This is a genomic window from Flagellimonas hymeniacidonis, assembly GCF_008040165.1.
In the GTDB taxonomy this organism is placed as follows: domain Bacteria; phylum Bacteroidota; class Bacteroidia; order Flavobacteriales; family Flavobacteriaceae; genus Flagellimonas; species Flagellimonas hymeniacidonis.
In genome coordinates, this window is record NZ_VRUR01000002.1 from 542,296 (window position 1) to 561,259 (window position 18,964).

18 protein-coding genes are annotated in these 18,964 nt (G+C 37.9%); 2 read left to right on the forward strand and 16 right to left on the reverse strand.

What is annotated here, in order from left to right; translation table 11 throughout:
• Position 1: 1 nt before the first annotated feature.
• Complete coding sequence (locus FVB32_RS11345; RefSeq protein ID WP_147743913.1) at positions 2-1,030, forward strand: endonuclease/exonuclease/phosphatase family protein; 1,029 nt, start codon at positions 2-4, stop codon at positions 1,028-1,030.
• On the opposite strand, the gene FVB32_RS17825 is transcribed toward FVB32_RS11345, so the two are convergent.
• The 11 genes from FVB32_RS17825 to udk all read right to left on the reverse strand — a co-directional run bounded on the left by FVB32_RS17825 (position 1,022) and on the right by udk (position 11,303).
• Entirely contained in the window at positions 1,022-1,330 is a 309-nt protein-coding gene (locus FVB32_RS17825; RefSeq protein WP_147743914.1) for a DUF6122 family protein, read from the reverse strand. The genes FVB32_RS11345 and FVB32_RS17825 overlap by 9 nt on opposite strands.
• Positions 1,323-1,955, reverse strand: coding sequence for a WbqC family protein (locus FVB32_RS11355; RefSeq protein WP_147743915.1), 633 nt, complete (start codon positions 1,953-1,955; stop codon positions 1,323-1,325). The genes FVB32_RS17825 and FVB32_RS11355 overlap by 8 nt, the downstream gene beginning before the upstream one ends.
• Entirely contained in the window at positions 1,952-3,691 is a 1,740-nt protein-coding gene (gene lepB, locus FVB32_RS11360; protein WP_147743916.1) for a signal peptidase I, read from the reverse strand. The genes FVB32_RS11355 and lepB overlap by 4 nt, the downstream gene beginning before the upstream one ends.
• A gap of 48 nt (positions 3,692-3,739) precedes the next feature.
• Positions 3,740-4,441: a 4-hydroxy-tetrahydrodipicolinate reductase gene (gene dapB, locus FVB32_RS11365; protein WP_147743917.1), complete on the reverse strand. Its 702-nt coding sequence runs from the start codon at positions 4,439-4,441 to the stop codon at positions 3,740-3,742.
• Positions 4,442-4,444: 3 nt separating this feature from the next.
• Entirely contained in the window at positions 4,445-5,086 is a 642-nt protein-coding gene (locus FVB32_RS11370; protein ID WP_246139875.1) for a DUF5683 domain-containing protein, read from the reverse strand.
• Positions 5,079-5,990 carry a ParB/RepB/Spo0J family partition protein gene (locus FVB32_RS11375; RefSeq protein ID WP_147743918.1) on the reverse strand — a complete coding sequence of 304 codons (912 nt, stop codon included), beginning with the start codon at positions 5,988-5,990 and terminating at the stop codon, positions 5,079-5,081. The genes FVB32_RS11370 and FVB32_RS11375 overlap by 8 nt, the downstream gene beginning before the upstream one ends.
• Positions 5,991-6,764 carry a ParA family protein gene (locus tag FVB32_RS11380; protein WP_147743919.1) on the reverse strand — a complete coding sequence of 258 codons (774 nt, stop codon included), beginning with the start codon at positions 6,762-6,764 and terminating at the stop codon, positions 5,991-5,993. It abuts the gene before it with no gap.
• Between the two features lie 135 nt (positions 6,765-6,899).
• Positions 6,900-8,978, reverse strand: coding sequence for a methylmalonyl-CoA mutase (gene scpA / locus FVB32_RS11385; RefSeq protein ID WP_147743920.1), 2,079 nt, complete (start codon positions 8,976-8,978; stop codon positions 6,900-6,902).
• Positions 8,971-10,368, reverse strand: coding sequence for a methylmalonyl-CoA mutase subunit beta (locus tag FVB32_RS11390; protein WP_147743921.1), 1,398 nt, complete (start codon positions 10,366-10,368; stop codon positions 8,971-8,973). The genes scpA and FVB32_RS11390 overlap by 8 nt, the downstream gene beginning before the upstream one ends.
• The gene (locus FVB32_RS11395) at positions 10,361-10,693 is read right to left on the reverse strand and encodes an FtsB family cell division protein (protein WP_147743922.1); all 333 of its coding nucleotides are present in this window, start codon (positions 10,691-10,693) and stop codon (positions 10,361-10,363) included. Before FVB32_RS11395 ends, FVB32_RS11390 begins: the two co-directional genes overlap by 8 nt.
• 1 nt (position 10,694) lies before the next feature.
• Positions 10,695-11,303, reverse strand: a complete 609-nt coding sequence (gene udk / locus FVB32_RS11400) for a uridine kinase (RefSeq protein WP_147743923.1) — start codon at positions 11,301-11,303, stop codon at positions 10,695-10,697.
• Positions 11,304-11,600: 297 nt separating this feature from the next.
• Between udk and FVB32_RS11405 the strand changes: the two genes are divergently transcribed.
• Positions 11,601-12,809 (forward strand): multidrug effflux MFS transporter, encoded by a 1,209-nt coding sequence (locus FVB32_RS11405; RefSeq protein ID WP_147743924.1) that lies wholly within the window; start codon positions 11,601-11,603, stop codon positions 12,807-12,809.
• On the opposite strand, the gene FVB32_RS11410 is transcribed toward FVB32_RS11405, so the two are convergent.
• The 5 genes from FVB32_RS11410 to FVB32_RS11430 are packed head-to-tail and all read right to left on the reverse strand — an operon-like array spanning position 12,806 to position 18,964.
• Positions 12,806-13,888 carry an anhydro-N-acetylmuramic acid kinase gene (locus FVB32_RS11410; RefSeq protein WP_147743925.1) on the reverse strand — a complete coding sequence of 361 codons (1,083 nt, stop codon included), beginning with the start codon at positions 13,886-13,888 and terminating at the stop codon, positions 12,806-12,808. The genes FVB32_RS11405 and FVB32_RS11410 overlap by 4 nt on opposite strands.
• Entirely contained in the window at positions 13,888-14,553 is a 666-nt protein-coding gene (locus tag FVB32_RS11415; protein ID WP_147743926.1) for a class I SAM-dependent methyltransferase, read from the reverse strand. Before FVB32_RS11415 ends, FVB32_RS11410 begins: the two co-directional genes overlap by 1 nt.
• Positions 14,550-16,148 carry a glycoside hydrolase family 3 protein gene (locus FVB32_RS11420; RefSeq protein WP_147743927.1) on the reverse strand — a complete coding sequence of 533 codons (1,599 nt, stop codon included), beginning with the start codon at positions 16,146-16,148 and terminating at the stop codon, positions 14,550-14,552. Before FVB32_RS11420 ends, FVB32_RS11415 begins: the two co-directional genes overlap by 4 nt.
• A complete protein-coding gene (locus tag FVB32_RS11425; protein WP_147743928.1) occupies positions 16,141-17,421 on the reverse strand; it encodes an MFS transporter in 1,281 nt (426 codons plus the stop codon). The genes FVB32_RS11420 and FVB32_RS11425 overlap by 8 nt, the downstream gene beginning before the upstream one ends.
• A gap of 31 nt (positions 17,422-17,452) precedes the next feature.
• The gene (locus FVB32_RS11430; protein ID WP_147743929.1) at positions 17,453-18,964 is read right to left on the reverse strand and encodes a glycoside hydrolase family 10 protein; all 1,512 of its coding nucleotides are present in this window, start codon (positions 18,962-18,964) and stop codon (positions 17,453-17,455) included.

Here is an 18,964-nt window from a genome sequence, read left to right on the forward strand (position 1 = left end):
CGTGAAGAAAACCTCACCTTTAATAAATCGTGGGATTTATATAGCTAATCTATTAGTTGCAAGTTTACTGCTTGTTGCTAGCGTGTTCTCTTTTTTGACCATCCAGATTATTCCTGCGCTCTCTTTATTAAGTCTATTCGTCCCCTTTCTTTTTCTTCTGAATTTTCTTTTTTTGGTGTATTGGCTGTTAAAACGAAAACGAAAGTTTCTGCTTTCACTTGTAGTTTTGGTAATTGGCTATTTGATTTTTGGCTCATTTTATAAAATTGGAAATACTACAGAGAATGTTCTGGATTCCGATTTAAGTATAATGAGCTATAACACATGGGGATTTAACAAAAACGGATGGATAAAGGAGCCCAACATAGGGGACCGAATCATTGATTTTATTAAGAAAGAAGATCCAGATATTGTTTGTATTCAAGAGCATAGCAGAATACGATATCAACAACTAAGACAATATCCATATCGAAGTGAAACCCCTTATTCTGTGCCAAGAACCACTCAAGCCATTTTTTCAAAGTATCGCATTGTGAGAAGAGGGTCTCTTGATTTACCTGAAACCATCAATAATATCATATATGCGGATATCCTTTACAGGAACGATACCATACGTGTTTATAATGTACATCTGCAATCTTTTAATATTGTGCCCTCATCTGAAACATTTTCAGAGGAAGAGTCAGAACGTAATTATAAGCGACTCATTAAGACTTTTGCGCAACAATTGGAGCAGGCAATAATCTTTAAAAAGCATTTGGAGACCAGTCCCTATACTAATTTAATATGTGGAGACTTCAACAATACTCAATTTTCAAACGTCTATAAGACTATCAAAGGAGATTTCAATGACACTTTTCTTGAAAAAGGAAAAGGCTTTGGGAGGTCATACAATTTGCTGGGATTTCCTATAAGAATAGATTATATCCTTTCCGATCCTGAATTTGAGGTGATTTCCCATGAAAATTTTGATGAAAAGCTATCCGACCACTATCCTGTAATGGCAACATTAAGACTCAAATCAGATTAACAAGCAATCAGTTATATCAGCAATGATATGAATAATTAAAGCCAACCCTATTAGTCGAGTTGGTTTAAAGAAAGGCAAAATACAATACACTACAATAGCCCAATAGCTGTGTAGAGGGTGAAAATTGATACTACACCGATTAGGGTCAAATATCGGTTCGGCTAAAAGATGATCTATATCAATAAGCATTCCTGCCAAAAGAATCAACGCAATTTTTAGTCTATGTTCTTTAAAAAAAAGAAAGGCAATTAAAATCGGGACAATAAAATGTATTCCATAATGAAGTACAAACCTAAACATCTACAAAAGATAAGGATTGCGATTTTAAGTAATCCAGTGTATTAGTGCCTTCATTAAATAGAAGATCCAATATGCTTAGATCAGGTATAAAACCATGGCGTTCTTCAAAAACCTGGGAATAACCTGCCGGGGTAAATGATAGCGGTTTTTTGGCTTCCACCAAAAACCTAGCATCCATATCATTGCTAGTGGACATCTCGAACATTTTGGTTCGCTCGATAGGCATGGGAATACCAAGACAATCAAATGTGGTTTGTATGGTCTTTAAGTTAAAATCGAAAAGGAATTTTTCTCTTTTTTCAAACAAAGGTCTCAGGTCATCTTCGTAGAACTCAAAAAAAGGGGAGGTACGGTATGCTGTTTCCAAGGTACGCCAATGTTGCTTTTGCCAATTGTAAGTGTGGTCTATCTCAACATCTCGATATTTTTGTCGCCCTTCTTTTCCACCAACATGCTTTATGGGTATGTTGAGCATATGTTTTCCTTGATCCGTGCAGATATAACAACGGTTTCTATAGGTCTGCTTCTGAAAATTATCATGGGCTTCCCATATAACGGTATGTTGCGCTAGCACCGAAAATGTGGCAATATTTGGAAAATAAGCGGGATGAACTATTAAATTCAAGAATTCTTTTTTCTTCGTTTTCTAAAAAAGTCAAACACAAACCATCCTCCAAGTAGCATTAGAAAATACTTGAGATAGGAAACAGGTTCTCCGCTACCACCAACAGTGGTAAAGATTCTATCCCAACGAGGACGCCAGTTAACAAGGCCTTCTTTGAAATTGTCAAAGCTAAGCCATAAGAAAACGGGCTTGCCCACAATATGGTTGGCAGGAACATATCCCCAGGTTCTACTATCCTCAGAATGATCACGATTATCACCCATCATCCAATAATAATCTTGTTTAAAGGTATAGGAGTTAGCTTCCTCTCCGTTGATATAAACCTTTTCTCCAGTGACTTTTACGTCATTGTACTCATAATCTCTAATGATTTTCTTGTACAAAGGAATGGTCTTGTAATCGATTTCAACCGTTGCTCCTTCTTCTGGAAGGTAAATAGGACCAAAATTGTCGTTGTTCCAAGGATAAAAGTTTGGTTTTTGTGGATAAGCTCCGCCGTAAACACCTCGCCCTTCATTGGTCATAACGACTGAATCTATACTTTGTTCGTCTTTTAACCTAGCTACCATTTCATCGGTTAGGTTAGCCGTTCTTGACCGTGGTTTTTCTTCGGTTAACGATAGCCTTAATTGTCTTATAACTTCTGTTGGAATCCCTTTTTCCCTTGTAATCAATTCAACCTTTCCATCCGGGGTTCTATTGGCGCCCAAAACAAAACCTGATAGGGCATTATACTGCTCTTGACTTATGTTCCCTGCAATATATTTTCTGATGTAATCTGTGGCATCCACTTCTGCCAATAGTCTGCTAGAAACTCCATTTTGACCATAAATCGTGTAATCGTACATCACTTTAGCTCTATCGGAGAGTTGAAGTTTCTTTCCATTAATATGAACAAAGCCATCTATTACCGCAAGAGAATCCCCTGGCGTTCCTACACATCTTTTTACGTAGTTTGATTTTTTATCGATAGGTTTTTTTACCGCCTTTTCTGCTCTAAAAAATTGATATAAGGTATCCGACGGTAAACTAAAAACAACGATATCATTCTTTTTTACCGTGTTGAAACCTGGCAAGCGCATGTACGGCAATTGCAATTTGTTCTTCCATGACGTTTTGTAAGTGGCAGGGTCCACATCCGCGATATAAGATCGTTTTTTAAGCCCAGGAAGTGTGTCGTGCACCATAGGAGCTGCCAAAGTGGTCATGGGAACTCTTGCGCCATAATGGAATTTGCTAACAAATAGGAAATCCCCAATTCTTAAGGTGCGTTCCAAAGAACCTGTTGGGATTACATAGGGTTGAATGAAATAGGTATGCACAAAAGTTGCAGCAACAATGGCAAAAACTATAGAACTTACCCATTCTCCAAGACCAGTTCTAGGTTTTAAATCTCGGTCTTCAATGTATTTTACATCCTCAGCGTAATTTATATAATAGATATAAAATCCAAGGGTTAGGATTACAGCCCAAGTATCTGTCAACTTGTTTTTTCCAAAACTTCGTATGGTTTCAACCCAAACTACGGGAAACATAAGCAGATTAATGATGGGGATAAACAAAAGCAATACCCACCACCATGGTCTATTGATTATTTTCATTAAAACGACACCATTGTATATTGGAATGGCGGCTTCCCATGCTTTTCTACCGGCTTTTACATAAAGTTTCCAGGTTCCTAAAAAATGAATAACCTGAATGATCAAGATAAAGATGATCCATTGTGTACCGTTCATATAAAAGTTTATTTGTAAGACTACAAGTCTATATTGTTGTTACTTTTTTTATCTCAGATTTAACACATCTTTCATAGAAAACACCCCCGATTTTCCCTTAATCCATTCTGCTGCAATTACCGCACCTAAAGCGAAGCCTTCACGATTATGTGCAGTATGCTTGATTTCAATATCGTCTACCTTACTTTCATAAGAGATGGTATGGGTGCCAGGAACAGTTCCTTCCCGTTTTGATGTAATTGGGATAGTTCTTTCGTTTTCCTTTTCTGAATTCCAAGCTACGTAATCAGTATTTTCAATAATATCTTCTGCCAATGTGATGGCCGTACCGCTTGGTGCATCCAGTTTTTGTGTATGATGAATCTCTTCCATAGTAACACCATACTGATTTAGACCAGACATTATTTTGGCCAGATAGGAATTCAATTCAAAAAAAACATTTACCCCTAAACTGAAGTTTGAAGCATAAATAAAGGCTCCATTCTTCTCATTACAGAAGCTTACTGCCTTATCATAGTCTGAAAGCCATCCGGTAGTGCCAGAAATAATGGGAACTCCATGTTCAAAACAGCTGGTAATGTTATGAAACGCAGAATCTGGAGTGCTAAAATCTATGGCAACATCCATCCCGTTGTAATTCACATCCGTAGTATTTACATCCACTTTGGCAACAATCGTATGACCGCGTTCTAAAGCAATTTGCTCTATCATCCTACCCATTTTTCCATAGCCAAACAAACCAATATTCATATACTAAAATTTTACAACCAGAGCCATACCATAGTTTGGTTTGTTGGTCAAAGGATTAAGATCTAAATAGGGTTGAAAGTCAATTGCCAGGTCATCATCAACATTGTACTGTTTAAGGTGTGCATCAACGTTGGCGTCTATAATATTTAATGCGTAGAGGGCAATGGTGATCAAAAGTGATAAATCCCGATCACGTTGTCTGGCTTCTTGGGCATCCTGGAGTGCTTCCAATGAAATATCGGGGCCATTTCCATCTCCATTTATATCAAAGAACTCATCATCTAAAAACCCAGCACGCCTCCTTTTAAAGGCATCTCTTGCGGCATTATATTCTGTATTGTTAAAAGAGTATACATAAATCCCGGTTCCAATGGCACCCCAAACTATAGGAACCTTCCAATAGCGTTTGTTATAGATTTGGCCCAGTCCGGGAAGTATTGCAGAATAGAAGGCAGCCTTGCTTGGTGCAAGCGGATTTATCCTTTTCTTTTCATAGGTGACTTCCTCAATGGTAATGCCCTTGCCTTCCAAATCTTGGGCTAAGGAGTCAATCTCGGCAGGATGTGGTTGTACTTCTTCATCTTGAGAGAACCCAAAGTTTATAGCCAAGAAAGAGAAGAACAGAAAAAAGAGGTTTTTAGTCACCTGTAAGTAATTTTCTTAAACGCTGAAATTCTTCTTTGGAATGAAAAGGAATCACAATTTTACCCTTTCCATTTTGCGAAGTAGTAATGTCCACTTTGGCTGATAAGTGCTGTTTTAGAGCGTCGATACCTTTAGAAACAAAGTTGGGGACTTCTTTTGATGAAGCTTGTTTTGCCTTGGGACTTCCTTCATTCTTTGATTCTTTATACGCTTTGACCAACTGCTCCGTTTCACGTACAGATAAACCGTCAGAAACTATTTTTTCATAAATATTGATTTGGTCTTTCTTCTTTTCAATATTGATGAGCGCCCTTCCATGCCCCATGCTTACAAAACCATCTCGCATTCCAGTTTGTATAATGGGATGCAATTTTAAAAGGCGTAAATAATTGGTGATGGTAGATCGTTTTTTGCCAACCCTATCACTTAATTTTTCTTGAGTGACCTTAACCTCATCAATCAAGCGTTGGTAGGAAAGTGCAATTTCAATGGGATCAAGATCTTGTCTTTGAATATTCTCGACCAATGCCATCTCCAAGGATTCTTGGTCATTGGCAATTCTAATATAAGAGGGAATGGTTTTTAATCCAACTAGCTTGGAAGCACGAAACCTTCGTTCCCCAGAAACAAGCTGGAATTTGTTGAAATCGAGCTTTCTTACGGTGATGGGCTGAATAATACCCAACTCTCGAATAGAGCTTGCAAGTTCCTTCAGGGCATCATCATTAAAATTGGAACGTGGCTGAAAGGGATTCACTTCAATAGAGTCAATATCCAGTTCCACTACATTTCCAATGACCTTATCCGCGTTTTTGTCCGAAACAGATTGGATATCATTTTCGGGATCTTTTAATAGAGCGGACAGGCCTCTTCCTAAAGCCTGTTTTTTGGTTGCTTTCGCCATTTAAACGGTCTCCTTATTTTTCTTCAACACCTCGTTGGCCAAGTTCAAATAATTAGTAGCTCCTTTACTGCTGGCATCATATTTTATGATACTTTCTCCATAGCTGGGTGCTTCACTTAGCCTAACATTTCTTTGTATAATAGTATCGAATACCATGTCCGCAAAGTGTTTCTTCACTTCTTCAACAACTTGATTGGAAAGGCGTAACCTTGAATCATACATGGTCAACAACATGCCTTCAATATCCAAATCGTTATTGTGTATTTTTTGCACGCTTTTAATGGTATTCAATAGTTTCCCAAGACCTTCCAATGCAAAATATTCACATTGAATTGGAATCATTACTGAATCTGCTGCCGTAAGCGCATTCAAAGTCAATAATCCTAAAGAGGGAGCGCAATCAATTAATATGAAATCATATCGATCTCCCAAATCTCTGAGGGCTTCCTTCAACATGTATTCCCTATTGTCCTTATCCACCAATTCAATTTCGATGGCCACAAGGTCAATATGTGCGGGAATCAAATCTACATTTGGAGAATCGGTTTGAACAATAACTTCATCAACTGCCTTTGTATGTTCCAATAACTGATAGGTTCCCTGCTCAACACCGTCTACATCAATACCTAAGCCAGATGTCGCATTGGCCTGTGGGTCAGCATCTATCAACAATACCTTTTTTTCAAGTACACCAAGCGAGGCAGCCAAGTTTACTGTCGTTGTTGTTTTACCTACGCCACCCTTCTGATTTGCAATAGCAATAATCTTGCCCATTTCATAGTAAGTTAGGTGCTAAAAATACGATTATTTAGGACGCTAAAAAATGTATTTTGTTAACACTAAGTGAATAACCTTAACATTGCACGTTAAAGAAAGTTAAAGTTATAATTACTAGAGTATTAAGATAGGTTAGTCCATCAAAATCTTTAAGATTTCGATGGCTGCATTGCTGATTTTTGTTCCCGGTCCAAAGACAGCTACTGCACCATGATGCAGCAGGTGTTCATAATCTTGTTTAGGAATTACACCACCTACGATGACCATGATATCCTGTCTTCCGTAGTTTTGTAATTCTTTTATAACCTCTGGAACCAAGGTTTTATGACCACCTGCCAAAGAGGATATTCCCAAAACATGAACGTCGTTTTCAACGGCCTGTTTTGCTACTTCAGAAGGGGTTTGAAATAAAGGTCCTATGTCTACATCAAAGCCAAGGTCGGCGTATCCAGTGGCAACTACTTTGGCACCACGATCATGACCATCTTGCCCCATTTTGGCAATCATAATACGTGGTCTTCTACCTTCGGCCAAAGCAAAATCATCAGCCATTTTTTTGGCTTTTTCAAAGCTTTTATCGTTTTTTATTTCTTTGGAATACACTCCTGTAAATGATTGTATTTTTGCTCGGTAGCGCCCAAATGCATCTTCCATTGCATTACTGATTTCCCCGAGTGTTGCACGCGCTTTTGCCGCCTCCACAGCTAAAGCTAATAAATTTTCTCTCTCTTCACTGTTTTCCATTACTTTATTGGAAGCCTTTGTGATTTGTGCAAGTGTTTTTTGCACTTTTTCCTCGTCTCTGGTGGATTTGATTTCTTGAAGCTGTGCTATTTGTTGTTTGCGTACTTTGGCATTGTCCACTTCTAGTATTTGAAGCTCATCCTCATCTTCAAGCTGGTATTTATTCACCCCGAGGATGGTATCTTGCCCACTATCAATACGGGCTTGTTTCTTAGCGGCAGCTTCTTCAATCCGCATTTTTGGAATCCCAGCTTCTATCGCCTTGGTCATTCCTCCTAATTTTTCTACTTCCTGTATGAGTTTCCATGCTTCTGAGGCTATTTCAGCGGTAAGATTTTCCACTACATGGCTGCCTGCCCATGGATCAACTGTTTTGGTAATATGGGTTTCTTGTTGTAGAAAAAGTTGGGTATTCCGTGCAATTCTGGCAGAGAAATCTGTAGGTAGGGCAATGGCTTCGTCCAACGCATTGGTGTGTAAACTTTGAGTGCCTCCAAAAGCAGCAGCCATGGCTTCAATTGTGGTGCGAGCTACATTGTTAAAAGGATCTTGTTCTGTTAAACTCCATCCACTGGTCTGACTATGTGTGCGAAGCATTAACGATTTTTCATTTTTTGGGTTAAAAGTCTTAACCAATTTGGCCCAAAGCATACGCCCAGCACGCATTTTTGCAATTTCTGTAAAATGATTCATTCCTATTCCCCAGAAAAAGGAAAGGCGTGGCGCGAAATCATCAATTTTTAACCCTGCTTTTATGCCTGTTCTAATGTATTCAATGCCATCAGCAAGGGTATAGGCCAGCTCTAATGCTGCAGGTGCCCCAGCTTCGTGCATATGATAGCCTGAGATACTAATACTATTGAACTTTGGCATTTTTATACTGGTAAATTCAAAGATATCCGCCACTAACTGCATAGAGGGTGCAGGTGGATAGATATAGGTGTTACGAACCATAAATTCTTTAAGAATATCATTCTGAATGGTTCCAGACAGCTTTTCCATGGGCACACCTTGTTCCTCCGCAGCAACAATGTAAAATGCCATGATGGGGAGAACTGCCCCGTTCATGGTCATGGAAACGGACATTTTGTCCAATGGAATTCCGTCGAACAAGACCTTCATATCTTCAACAGAATCGATGGCTACTCCTGCTTTTCCCACATCACCGACCACTCGGTCATTATCACTATCATAACCCCTATGCGTTGGAAGGTCAAAAGCTACGGAAAGTCCTTTTTGACCAGCCTCTAGATTTCTTCTATAGAACGCATTACTTTCTTCTGCCGTAGAGAACCCTGCATACTGCCTTATGGTCCATGGTCTTCGAACGTACATAGTGGAATATGGACCACGTAGAAAAGGTGAAATGCCAGCGGCAAAGTTGAGCTGCTCATTTTTTGAGGTTGCTGTTTTGCTGAATTCCTTTACTGAAGACAAGCCAAGATTTTGAATGCTCTTTCTACTCATCGCTAAGTCTTTTTTGTTCCAATTCTTCGGCTAACCGGCTCTCTATAATGGGTTCTATAACCGTTTTTCTGGGTTTGATTTTGACAAAAGGGTATAGCTCTAAGTCATCTTTCATCTTATCTAGACCATTTTGATGCTGATTAGTGCCTATAAGGGTAAGTTCCTTTTTGTCAAAAAATTCCTTTTCTTTTAATGCACTCTCTTTAATTTTCCGTTGGATGGTTCCATTTTTCAATTCGCTTAAAAAGCCTCCTGAAGATTCAATTTGTTTGAACAATGCGAGTGCTTTTTCCGCCAATTGGTTCGTCAGGGATTCGACATAGTAATTGCCTTCGGCTGCTTGGGAAGCTTGATCAAAATAGCTTTCCTCTTTTAGAAGTACTAACTGATTCCGTGCTATGCGTTCACCAAATTCATTGTCTTTATGGTAGATGGCATCATACGATAGGTTGCAAACGGTATCTGCTCCTCCAAGGATACTTGACATGCATTCCGATGTGGTTCTGAGCATATTTACATTATAGTCGTATAGTGTTTTGTTCCTTTTTGTAGGCATTGCAAGAATATGGCAATCACTTTTGATTCCGTACACTTGAGCCAAACTTTTCCAAAGCCATCGCAAAGCTCTTAATTTGGCTATTTCAAAGAAGTAGTTGCTTCCGACCGAGACCTTGAAAGTCACTGGAATATGATTTTCAGCATCACTTGCATGAAGATTGGCAAAATGATTTAGATATTCATTGGCATGTGCCAAACCGTAAGCCAATTGTTGTACCATGTTGGCACCTGCATTTTGGTATAGGGAAATATCTACACCTATGGTATTGATTTCTTTTTGTGTGGATGTTGAACTACAGATTTTCTCTAACTGTGAATGGTCTTTTTCAAGGGAGTGGAACCAATTTCCAGTGCGGGCTAAATTGCCTATTAAATCAATATTCAGATGGATGTTGTGCTTTTTTCCATCTAAAAACTTCAACAAACTCTCAATTTGTTCAGATTCCAAAAGTTTGAAATTGAAATGGAGCGCAGCCTGTTCTAAATTAATGTTCAACAGAAGGTCCTTAAAATTGACACCGTTATCGGGAATAGTAAATAAGATGCTTTGAGCTCCTCTTTTTAAACAATCCAGAGCTTTGTTATTCGCCAATTTTGAGTCCCCGACATAAATAGATTGGGCAATTTTCCAGTGATGTTCTTTGGCAAGATGAAATGTTTTTAAGCTCTCTAGGTCTTCAGCATGGTAAAAGGGTTTTACTTTAATGCCTTCCAAGGATTCCCAAAGTAAGGTTTCATTGTAATCTGCTCCTTTTAAATCAAATTGGATTTTTTGTTTCCATTGTTTTGCAGAAACTTCGGGAAACTCGTCAAACAAACCTTGATTACTCATTATTTTTAGTCTTTAGACTGTCCTCATATTCAATCAGAAAAATCTCCTCATTCTCTTTTTTCATATAGTATTTTTCGCGTGCGAACTTTTCCAATTCCTCTTTGCTAGATAGCTTTTCAAGAATTTTCTTGTCCTTTTTGATTTCACCTTGTAAAAACTCTTTCTGTTTTTCCAATTTTTTAACTTCTTTTCTGAGTTCCAGATGAATCATCAGGGAGTTGGTGTCAAAAAATGCCATCCAGATTACAAAAATGGTAAGTACCAGTATGTACATATTGGTCATGACCTTAAACCATTTTTTATCTTTAAGTTTTTTTAACCCCATTTTATCCTAATCTATCATTTATTATGGTTCTCACCATATCCACCGCAACGGTGTTGTAATGGTTGTTTGGAATAATAATATCCGCAAACTCTTTAGAAGGTTCTATAAATTGTTGATGCATAGGCTTTACAGCAGTTTGATATCTTGTCAATACCTTTTCTAGGTCATGTCCACGTTCCTTAATATCACGCTGAAGTCGTCGGATTAAACGTTCATCGGAATCTGCGTGAACATAGATTTTTATATCGAACATTTCTCTTAGTTGGGGATTGCTCAAAACCAAAATGCCTTCAACTATCATTACTTTTCTGGGTGGTGTTAAAATAGTTTCATCCAAGCGTGTTTCTTCAACAAAAGAGTAAATGGGTTTGTCGATAGACCTACCATCCTTTAATTGTTGAAGATGCGAAATCAACAAATCAAAGTCTATGGAATTTGGGTGATCAAAGTTTACCTTGCTCCGTTCTTCTTTTGTTAAATGGGAAAGATCGTTGTAGTAGGAATCTTGGGATATTACCCCCACTTCATTTTCGGGCAATTCATCTACTATTTGATTTACAACGGTGGTTTTTCCACAACCTGTACCTCCGGCAATTCCTAAAATCAGCATGACATTAATTTAAATCTCAAAAGTAAGCATTTGATAAGATTTTCCCTGTGCTAATATTTGGGCATAGTTAGTGCAGATTTATTTGAAAATCAATGATGGTTGTCATGATTTATAGAAGCTTTCGAGATTTCAGCCCTTTGGGATTGTATGTTGTTATAGGCATTTGTGTTTTTAATTCAAAGGGATTTAAAAGTATATAGCTTTTGGTTTTTAGGAATGCTCATAATTGTTGAAAATAGGAGACAAATACCTTCTTAAAAAGTTCTCTGTTGAAACGGGTATGCCTAATTTTGCAGGATGCAAAAAGATACCCAAAAACCCAATTTTGAATTTGTTGCGCTTATGGCTGCCTTGATGTCAATTGTAGCATTGGCTATTGACGCATTGTTACCAGCAATTTCCAATATTGGAGAGGCCATAAATAGTTTGAATTCAACCGATAATCAATTATTGATTACCATGATATTTTTAGGCCTAGGGGTCGGGCAATTGTTCTTTGGACCACTTTCCGATTGCTATGGTAGAAAACCTATAGTCTATTTGGGATTTGGTATATTCACTGTTGCTAGTTTTATTTGTTTGTTCTCAACATCTTTAGAGGTAATGATCTTTGGAAGAATTCTCCAGGGTATAGGACTTTCTGCCCCTCGAACCTTAGCTATTTCTATTATTCGCGATACATATAAAGGTGATTATATGGCCAAGGTGATGTCTTTTGTGGTGGCTTTCTTTATTCTTATACCTGTTGTTGCCCCCGCTATTGGAAAGGTTATTCTTGACAGCATGGGCTGGCAGGCAATTTTTTACGTACAATTGGTTTTCGGTTTTATTGTGTGCATTTGGTTTTGGAAAAGACAGGCTGAAACCCTTCGACCAGAATTTAAAATTCCATTTTCAAGTCATGTTTTTGTTGATGGTGTAAAAGAGTTTTTGAAGTTTAGGGAAACCATCGTTTTTACTATTATCTCAGGTTTGGTAACCGGTGCATTTTTGGTGTATTTAAGTTCATCGCAGCATGTTTTTGAAAACCAATATGGATTAAAGGAGGCTTTCCCGTATATTTTTGCAGGACTGGCAATTTCTATTGGGTTATCCACATTTTTAAACGGTACCTTGGTAATGAGATATGGAATGCGCAAGCTTTCGCTCATGGCACTTATTGCTTTTTGTGTAATTGCACTGGTGTATACTTTTCTATTTTGGAACACTCCAAATCCAAGTGTCATTGTTTTGGTAGCTTTTCTTTCCGCGCAATTCTTTTGTCTAGGTTTTATGTGGGGAAACTTCCGTTCCATAGCTATGGAGCCCATTGGACATATTGCAGGAATCGGTGCGGCTATCAATGGGTTTGTATCTACATTACTTGCAATACCTATTGCTACATTTATTGGTGATTTTGTGGAACATAGTGTTTGGCCGCTTTTTGTTGGTTTGGCTATCTGTGGTCTGGTTTCCCTTTTAATTGTAATGGCAACCAGAAAACCAAAAAGCGTGGCAACCGCCTAGGTTTTTACAGGGAAATAAATTTCGCCACTACAAGAATTTTCAATTGCACCAGTAACAGAGCTCAAAACATTTGTTTTTTCCTGCAAACGCAGTACTCCCATTAGGGCGAAAACCAATGCTTCTTTAAATGCTATTAATGTTTTAGAAGGGATAACAATATTTATTGATGTCCCCAATTTTTCTTTAAGTGTGTCAATAAAGAAATGATTCAGGGCTCCACCTCCAGCAACAAATAGTTTGTTATGTGGTTTTGTTGCATGCTTATGCACCTCCAATGCAATTTGTTCGCTGTTATGGTGAATGAATGTATGCAACAAATCAATATGGGAAGCATCAGCGTCCTCAATCAATGGGACAAATTGTTCAGTAAACAGCTCGTATCCTGTAGATTTAGGGTGGGGCAGTTTATAGTAATCCAATTGATTAAGCTTTCTTAATAATGGCTTGTTTACTCTTCCGGTTTTAGCCAATTTGCCTCCTTCATCATATCCCAACCCCATTTTTTGGGTAATATAATTTAATGGCATATTGGCCATGCCAATATCATATGCAATCCTTTCCCCATTTTTTTCAAAAGAAATATTGCTGATTCCTCCTAAGTTCAGGCAAAAATCATACTCATGAAATAACAACCGATCTCCAATAGGAACTAGCGGGGCTCCTTGTCCGTTTAGGGAAACATCCTTTGTTCTGAAATCACAAACCACTTGCTTCCCGCAGGTATTGGCCAATAATTGTCCATCCCCCAATTGAAAAGTAAAACCATCTTCAGGTCTATGATGAGAAGTATGCCCATGACTTGCCACAAAATCAACTTCTAAATTCTCATCTTGCATAAAGGTTTTAGCCTGTTCGCCTAACCAAACACCATAATCTTTATGCAACTGGGCATGATCATTTTCCGATAGATAGATGGCATTTTTAAGGTAGTCTTGCATTTTTTTTGAATAGCCAACTTCTTTGGTGTGTTCAATAGAGAATTCCCAATTTCCGTTTTCCTGCCAAAGGTGGCAATATGCTAAATCCAGACCGTCCAAAGAAGTACCGGACATTAATCCTATCACCTTGAATTTTGTCATTATATTTTTCTTATTTTAATAATCAATGAAACAGGCTTTCCCTCATTGCTTATGACTTCTTTTATAGAGAATTTCACCATGGTGAGCGAATTCATGGTACTTACCCAATCCTCAAAAGTTCTGGCATACCATCTGTGACCATCTTGAAAATTCCCAGGTAGACCCTTCCACGAATCTGATAACCATTGACTTTTGTAGGTTACATTATTTTGAATTAGGAAAAATGGGTGCAAGGTTTGAATAAGAATATAGCCTCCTGCCGAAATGGATTTTAATGTATTTTCCAACAGTTCTTGAAGCCCTTCTTTGAGATAAAGACAAAAGTTGAAAACCGCAACATCAAAAGGAGCTTTGGGAATAGGTTTTCCGGCTATGATGTCTTCAAAAGTAAACACATGGTAATCCTCAGTGCCTTGTTTTCTTGCTTCAATCAATAGGCGTTCAATGGCATCCAATCCTGTGCATTCATATCCTTTTTTGCCTATCTCACGAGTCAACCAACCCTCCCCGCAACCAATATCTACAAACGTGTTAGCCTTGATATCTGCAATCGTATCCAAAATTGCCCTGTTGGTATGTTCCCTTGAAGAAATACTGTTATTTTGAATTACCTTGATCCATTCCGAGGCATTCTTTTCCCAAGATGAGATAATATCAGTTTTCATAATTGAACTGTTTTAAGTTTTATTGGAAGCTTTCCTTTGGCCTCTATTTTATCAATGAAATGATGATATGCTTCTTCTTGAAATTCTGGAAAATCTTGATAGACTATTACCGCATTTGAATGTGATTTTAAATCCAACACATCAAGCACATAGGGATTTCCAAAGAGGTAAAGAAGAACATTTTTTTGAGCTATTAGCACTTTTATAAAATCCAATAGTTTTTGAGGGAATCCAAAATGGTCTTTTGGTTTTATTGAAGGAGGAAAAAGTGCCAACACAACAGTATCATGTTCCAAGGCTTTAAGCCCTACTTCATCCAGATTATCTAAACTTAATTGGTAATAGTTCTCTCCAATTTTGTTAGAGAAAGTATTTTTTGATTGATTTTCAATTGCAAGATTGAGAAAATGGGAGTTTTTTACATTCTTCACTTCTGCTGTATTTCCATACAGTTGGGTGATTGCGTTAACCGCGATTCTTCTATTTAAGTCTGAAGGGGACAGGTGAGGTTTTATATCACTGTTTTTAAGATTCAAATAAGCATGCTCTTTTAATCTCCAAACTCTTTTAAAACTCTCTTCTATTCGGTTTGGAGATGAGCTCTCCAAAATCTTTTGGATACCTTCTGCAGCATGTTCTGAAAAGCACATCACATCCATTCCCGCTTCAAAAGCAGTTGCCTCAAGTTTGCCTTTTTCTGGAAAATCTTTGGATACGGCATGCATATTCAGGGCATCGGAAATAATGACTCCATCGAAACCCATTTCTGTTCGCAATAAGTCTGTAATAATTTTAGTCGAGGTGGTTGCAGGCTGATTTGAACTATCTAATTCAGGAACAGCTAAGTGCCCCACCATAACAGCATCCACGCCATCCTTAATAAGCTGTTGATAGGGGTAAAGTTCGTTTTTTGATAGATTTTCCTTTGACTTATGAATTATGGGCAACCCTAAATGGGAGTCCGTGTTGGTATCTCCATGTCCTGGGAAGTGTTTTATAGCGCCTTGAATACCTACACTTTTCATGCCATTTAGATAGGCCTTGGATGAAGAAAGGACGTTGTTTTTATCATCACCAAAAGAGCGATAACCGATTACTGGATTCTCTGGATTGTTATTAATGTCAACAACAGGGGCAAGATTCCAATGTACTCCTGCCTCTTTGCAGTCCATTGCAATGTGTTTTCCAACTTCAAAAACCAAATCATTGTTGTCCTGCACAGCTCCCAAGGTGATGGCGTAAGGATATTGAGGTGTATTTTCAATTCTCATAGCCAAACCCCATTCAGCATCAATTGCGATCAGTAATGGAATTTCTGAAGCTTTTTGATATCTGGCTATGAGATCTTTGAAACGATTATAGCTGTTCTCATTATAAACTACCTTCTTTTTGCCTTCGAAGTTGGTGGCAGCACTAGCTCGGCTATGAAAAAAACAAATAGCGCCTATAGCATTTGTTTTCAGTAAATGCTCAATTCTTGTTATTTCTTCTTCTGTATCGTTTATAAAAACGGCAGGCATAAAAAGTTGCCCTACTTTTTGAGCCAGACTCAGTTTTTCCTTTGCGTCTTTATATGAAATTAAGGTGTTAGGCATTGTCGATATTCGTTTTCTTCCCGTAATCTTCGGGATATTTTAAATATTTGAGAACCAAAAATGCTGGTAATGCGGCTATCACTACCCATAGAAAGAAACCATCGTATCCTAACCATTCTTGAATATACCCACTTAACATTCCAGGAAGCATCATGCCTAATGCCATAAACCCGGTTGCAATAGCATAATGGGAGGTTTTAGAAATTCCTTCAGCGATATAAATCAGATAAATTAAAAAGGCGGCAAACCCAAATCCGTAACCAAATTGTTCTATAATTACCGTACCTACTACTGCAAAAAGACTTTGCGTTTGGGTGATGGCAAGTATGGCATATAATACATTGGGTAAATTAAGGGCCAGCAGCATTGGAAACATCCACTTTTTGAGTCCATCCCGTGAGATTAAAATCCCTCCGATAATCCCACCTATGGAAAGCATGATAACACCAACAGTGCCATAAATGGTACCGACTGCTTCTGTTGAATACTCCAATCCGCCTACCTCTAAGGTGTCCAATAAAAATGGAGAGGCCATTTTAACCAATTGCGATTCTCCTAATCGATAAGTAAGGATAAACAATAATGCTACGCCTATCTGGTTTTTCTTGAAAAATGATGTAAAAACTTCCAAGAAACTAGCTGGTTTTTCTGTAGACTCCTTTGCTGATTCTTCATACTTTGGTGTAACAAAAAAGTTGGAAATGGTCAGTATCAACATTAACACTGCTGCGCAAATCATGGTCATGGACCATGCCTTGGTATTGTCTCCATATTTATGCTCAAGATATCCCGCAAAAATGACCAAAAGGCCTTGGCCGGTTACCATGGCAAGACGGTAAAATGTACTTCGCAACCCTATAAAAAAGGACTGCTTTTTTTGTGTAAGCCCAATCATATAATAGCCATCGGAAGCAATATCATTTGTGGCTGAAGCAAATGCTGCCATCCAAAAGAATGCCAGCGTAATAACGAAAAAGGAATTAGATGGCAGGAAAAAACCTATTCCCAAAAATGCCAATGCCACTACCAATTGCATGCCCAAAAACCATTTTCTTTTGGTGCCGTTTAAATCAACCAAAGGACTCCAAAGTGGTTTTAAAACCCATGGCAAATAGAGCCAACTGGTGTATAAACCTATCTCCGCATTGCCTATTCCCAGTCTTTTGTACATGATTACTGATACGGTAACAACAAGAATATATGGAATGCCCTGAGTGAAATAGAGTACAGGTATCCATGCCCATGCTCCTTTATCTTTTTTAACTGTGTTCATTTCAAATACCTCTTGTTTTTTGATTGCATGATCAATCTGATTTTAAGGTTAATGGTTGCACTTTACTTTGATTACCATACGTATCTATAACCATGATATAAATATTTTTTTTTCGCAATTTTGGGGTTAGTTGTATTCGGTTGCAGCTAGAATTTTGACCTACGGAAAGATACTGCTTTCTTATGAGCTGTTTTTGATTTGGAATTTTCGGTGTTGCCTTGTAAAAATGCAAAAATCTGGGAATATTGTCCTGATGTGTAATGCAAATGTTTAGATATTCGTTTTGTATTTGGCTAGATGTTATTGTGGGAGCATTAACCTTTCTTTTTTCTTTAGTAAGCCCAATAGGGTTTTGTGAAGGATACAGATAAAACTTTCTTTTTAGAGTCTTTGAAACGTTTTCATGTTTTCCAATGAGGGACTTGGCACTGAAGAAAACATTTCCATTAATTTCTTGTTGCAATCTTGCTAAAACGAGTTGTTTTGGAATCTCATTTTTTCGTTTCCAGGCTTTGTCTTTGTTGTTTTTTATTTTGTAGGTGCCATTGCCAATATAGAGGTTGGTGTTTTTGGTATTATTTGCCCACCATTTGGTGATGATACGATGTGATGCTGGGGGATAATCCATGCTCCAATATGCTTGAGGGACCAGGTAATCCAACCAACCTTCCCTAGACCACAAAAGGGGGTCGGCGTACAAATCTTCATAGGTTGTTTGTCCTGCTTTGGTATTTGAACCTTTTGGGTCTGTGGAATTATTTTTCCATACTCCGAAGGGGCTAATACCAAATTGAACCCATGGTTTATTCTTTTTGATGACTTTATGCACGTTTTTTACCAAGGAGTCTACATTGCTTCTTCGCCAGTCTTCCATGTTTTGATTTTGTAATCCATGTTTTTTAAAAGAAAGTGAATCGTTGAAGATTTCACCCTTAATTTTATAAGGATAGAAATAATCATCAAAATGAATTGCATCTACATCGTAATTTGATACAACTTCTTCTATAATATTGGTCAGTTTTTGTTGTACCTCGGGCAAGCCAGGATTGTAGTAATATTTTTTACCATATTTAAGCATCCAATTCGGATGTTGGTAAAAATCATGCTCTTTGGACAAAGCCATCGTGTCCAAATCAAAAGTAGCACGATAAGGGTTGAGCCATGCATGAAATTCCATTCCTCTTTTATGAGTTTGGGCAATCATCCATTCCAGAGGTTCATTGAAATCTTTTGGTGTTTCTCCTTCAACACCAGTAAGGTATTTAGACCATGGCGCTAAATCTGTTTTATAAAATGCATCTCCAGCGGTCCTAATTTGCACTATTGCGGCATTGAAGTTTAGATTCTGATAGAAATCCAAGATTTCAATGAAATCCTTTTTTTGCTTTTCGGATGAGTCATTAGCGTTTTTAGGCCAATCAATGTTCTTAACCGTTGCAATCCAAACTCCTCTAAATTCAATCTTTGGAGCTGTATAGGTCACTCGTGATACCGAACAAGAGATGAATAAAAAAATAAGGATTAAAGATGCGCTTCTAAACAT

Coding starts and splice junctions, on each gene's coding strand:
- FVB32_RS17825 (WP_147743914.1), bottom strand. CDS start 1,330: ATGTTTAGGTTTGTACTTCATTATGGAATACATTTTATTGTCCCGATT.
- lepB (WP_147743916.1), bottom strand. CDS start 3,691: ATGAACGGTACACAATGGATCATCTTTATCTTGATCATTCAGGTTATT.
- dapB (WP_147743917.1), bottom strand. CDS start 4,441: ATGAATATTGGTTTGTTTGGCTATGGAAAAATGGGTAGGATGATAGAG.
- FVB32_RS11375 (WP_147743918.1), bottom strand. CDS start 5,990: ATGGCGAAAGCAACCAAAAAACAGGCTTTAGGAAGAGGCCTGTCCGCT.
- FVB32_RS11380 (WP_147743919.1), bottom strand. CDS start 6,764: ATGGGCAAGATTATTGCTATTGCAAATCAGAAGGGTGGCGTAGGTAAA.
- scpA (WP_147743920.1), bottom strand. CDS start 8,978: ATGAGTAGAAAGAGCATTCAAAATCTTGGCTTGTCTTCAGTAAAGGAA.
- FVB32_RS11390 (WP_147743921.1), bottom strand. CDS start 10,368: ATGAGTAATCAAGGTTTGTTTGACGAGTTTCCCGAAGTTTCTGCAAAA.
- FVB32_RS11395 (WP_147743922.1), bottom strand. CDS start 10,693: ATGGGGTTAAAAAAACTTAAAGATAAAAAATGGTTTAAGGTCATGACC.
- udk (WP_147743923.1), bottom strand. CDS start 11,303: ATGCTGATTTTAGGAATTGCCGGAGGTACAGGTTGTGGAAAAACCACC.
- FVB32_RS11405 (WP_147743924.1), top strand. CDS start 11,601: ATGCAAAAAGATACCCAAAAACCCAATTTTGAATTTGTTGCGCTTATG.
- FVB32_RS11410 (WP_147743925.1), bottom strand. CDS start 13,888: ATGACAAAATTCAAGGTGATAGGATTAATGTCCGGTACTTCTTTGGAC.
- FVB32_RS11415 (WP_147743926.1), bottom strand. CDS start 14,553: ATGAAAACTGATATTATCTCATCTTGGGAAAAGAATGCCTCGGAATGG.
- FVB32_RS11420 (WP_147743927.1), bottom strand. CDS start 16,148: ATGCCTAACACCTTAATTTCATATAAAGACGCAAAGGAAAAACTGAGT.
- FVB32_RS11425 (WP_147743928.1), bottom strand. CDS start 17,421: ATGAACACAGTTAAAAAAGATAAAGGAGCATGGGCATGGATACCTGTA.
- FVB32_RS11430 (WP_147743929.1), bottom strand. CDS start 18,964: ATGTTTAGAAGCGCATCTTTAATCCTTATTTTTTTATTCATCTCTTGT.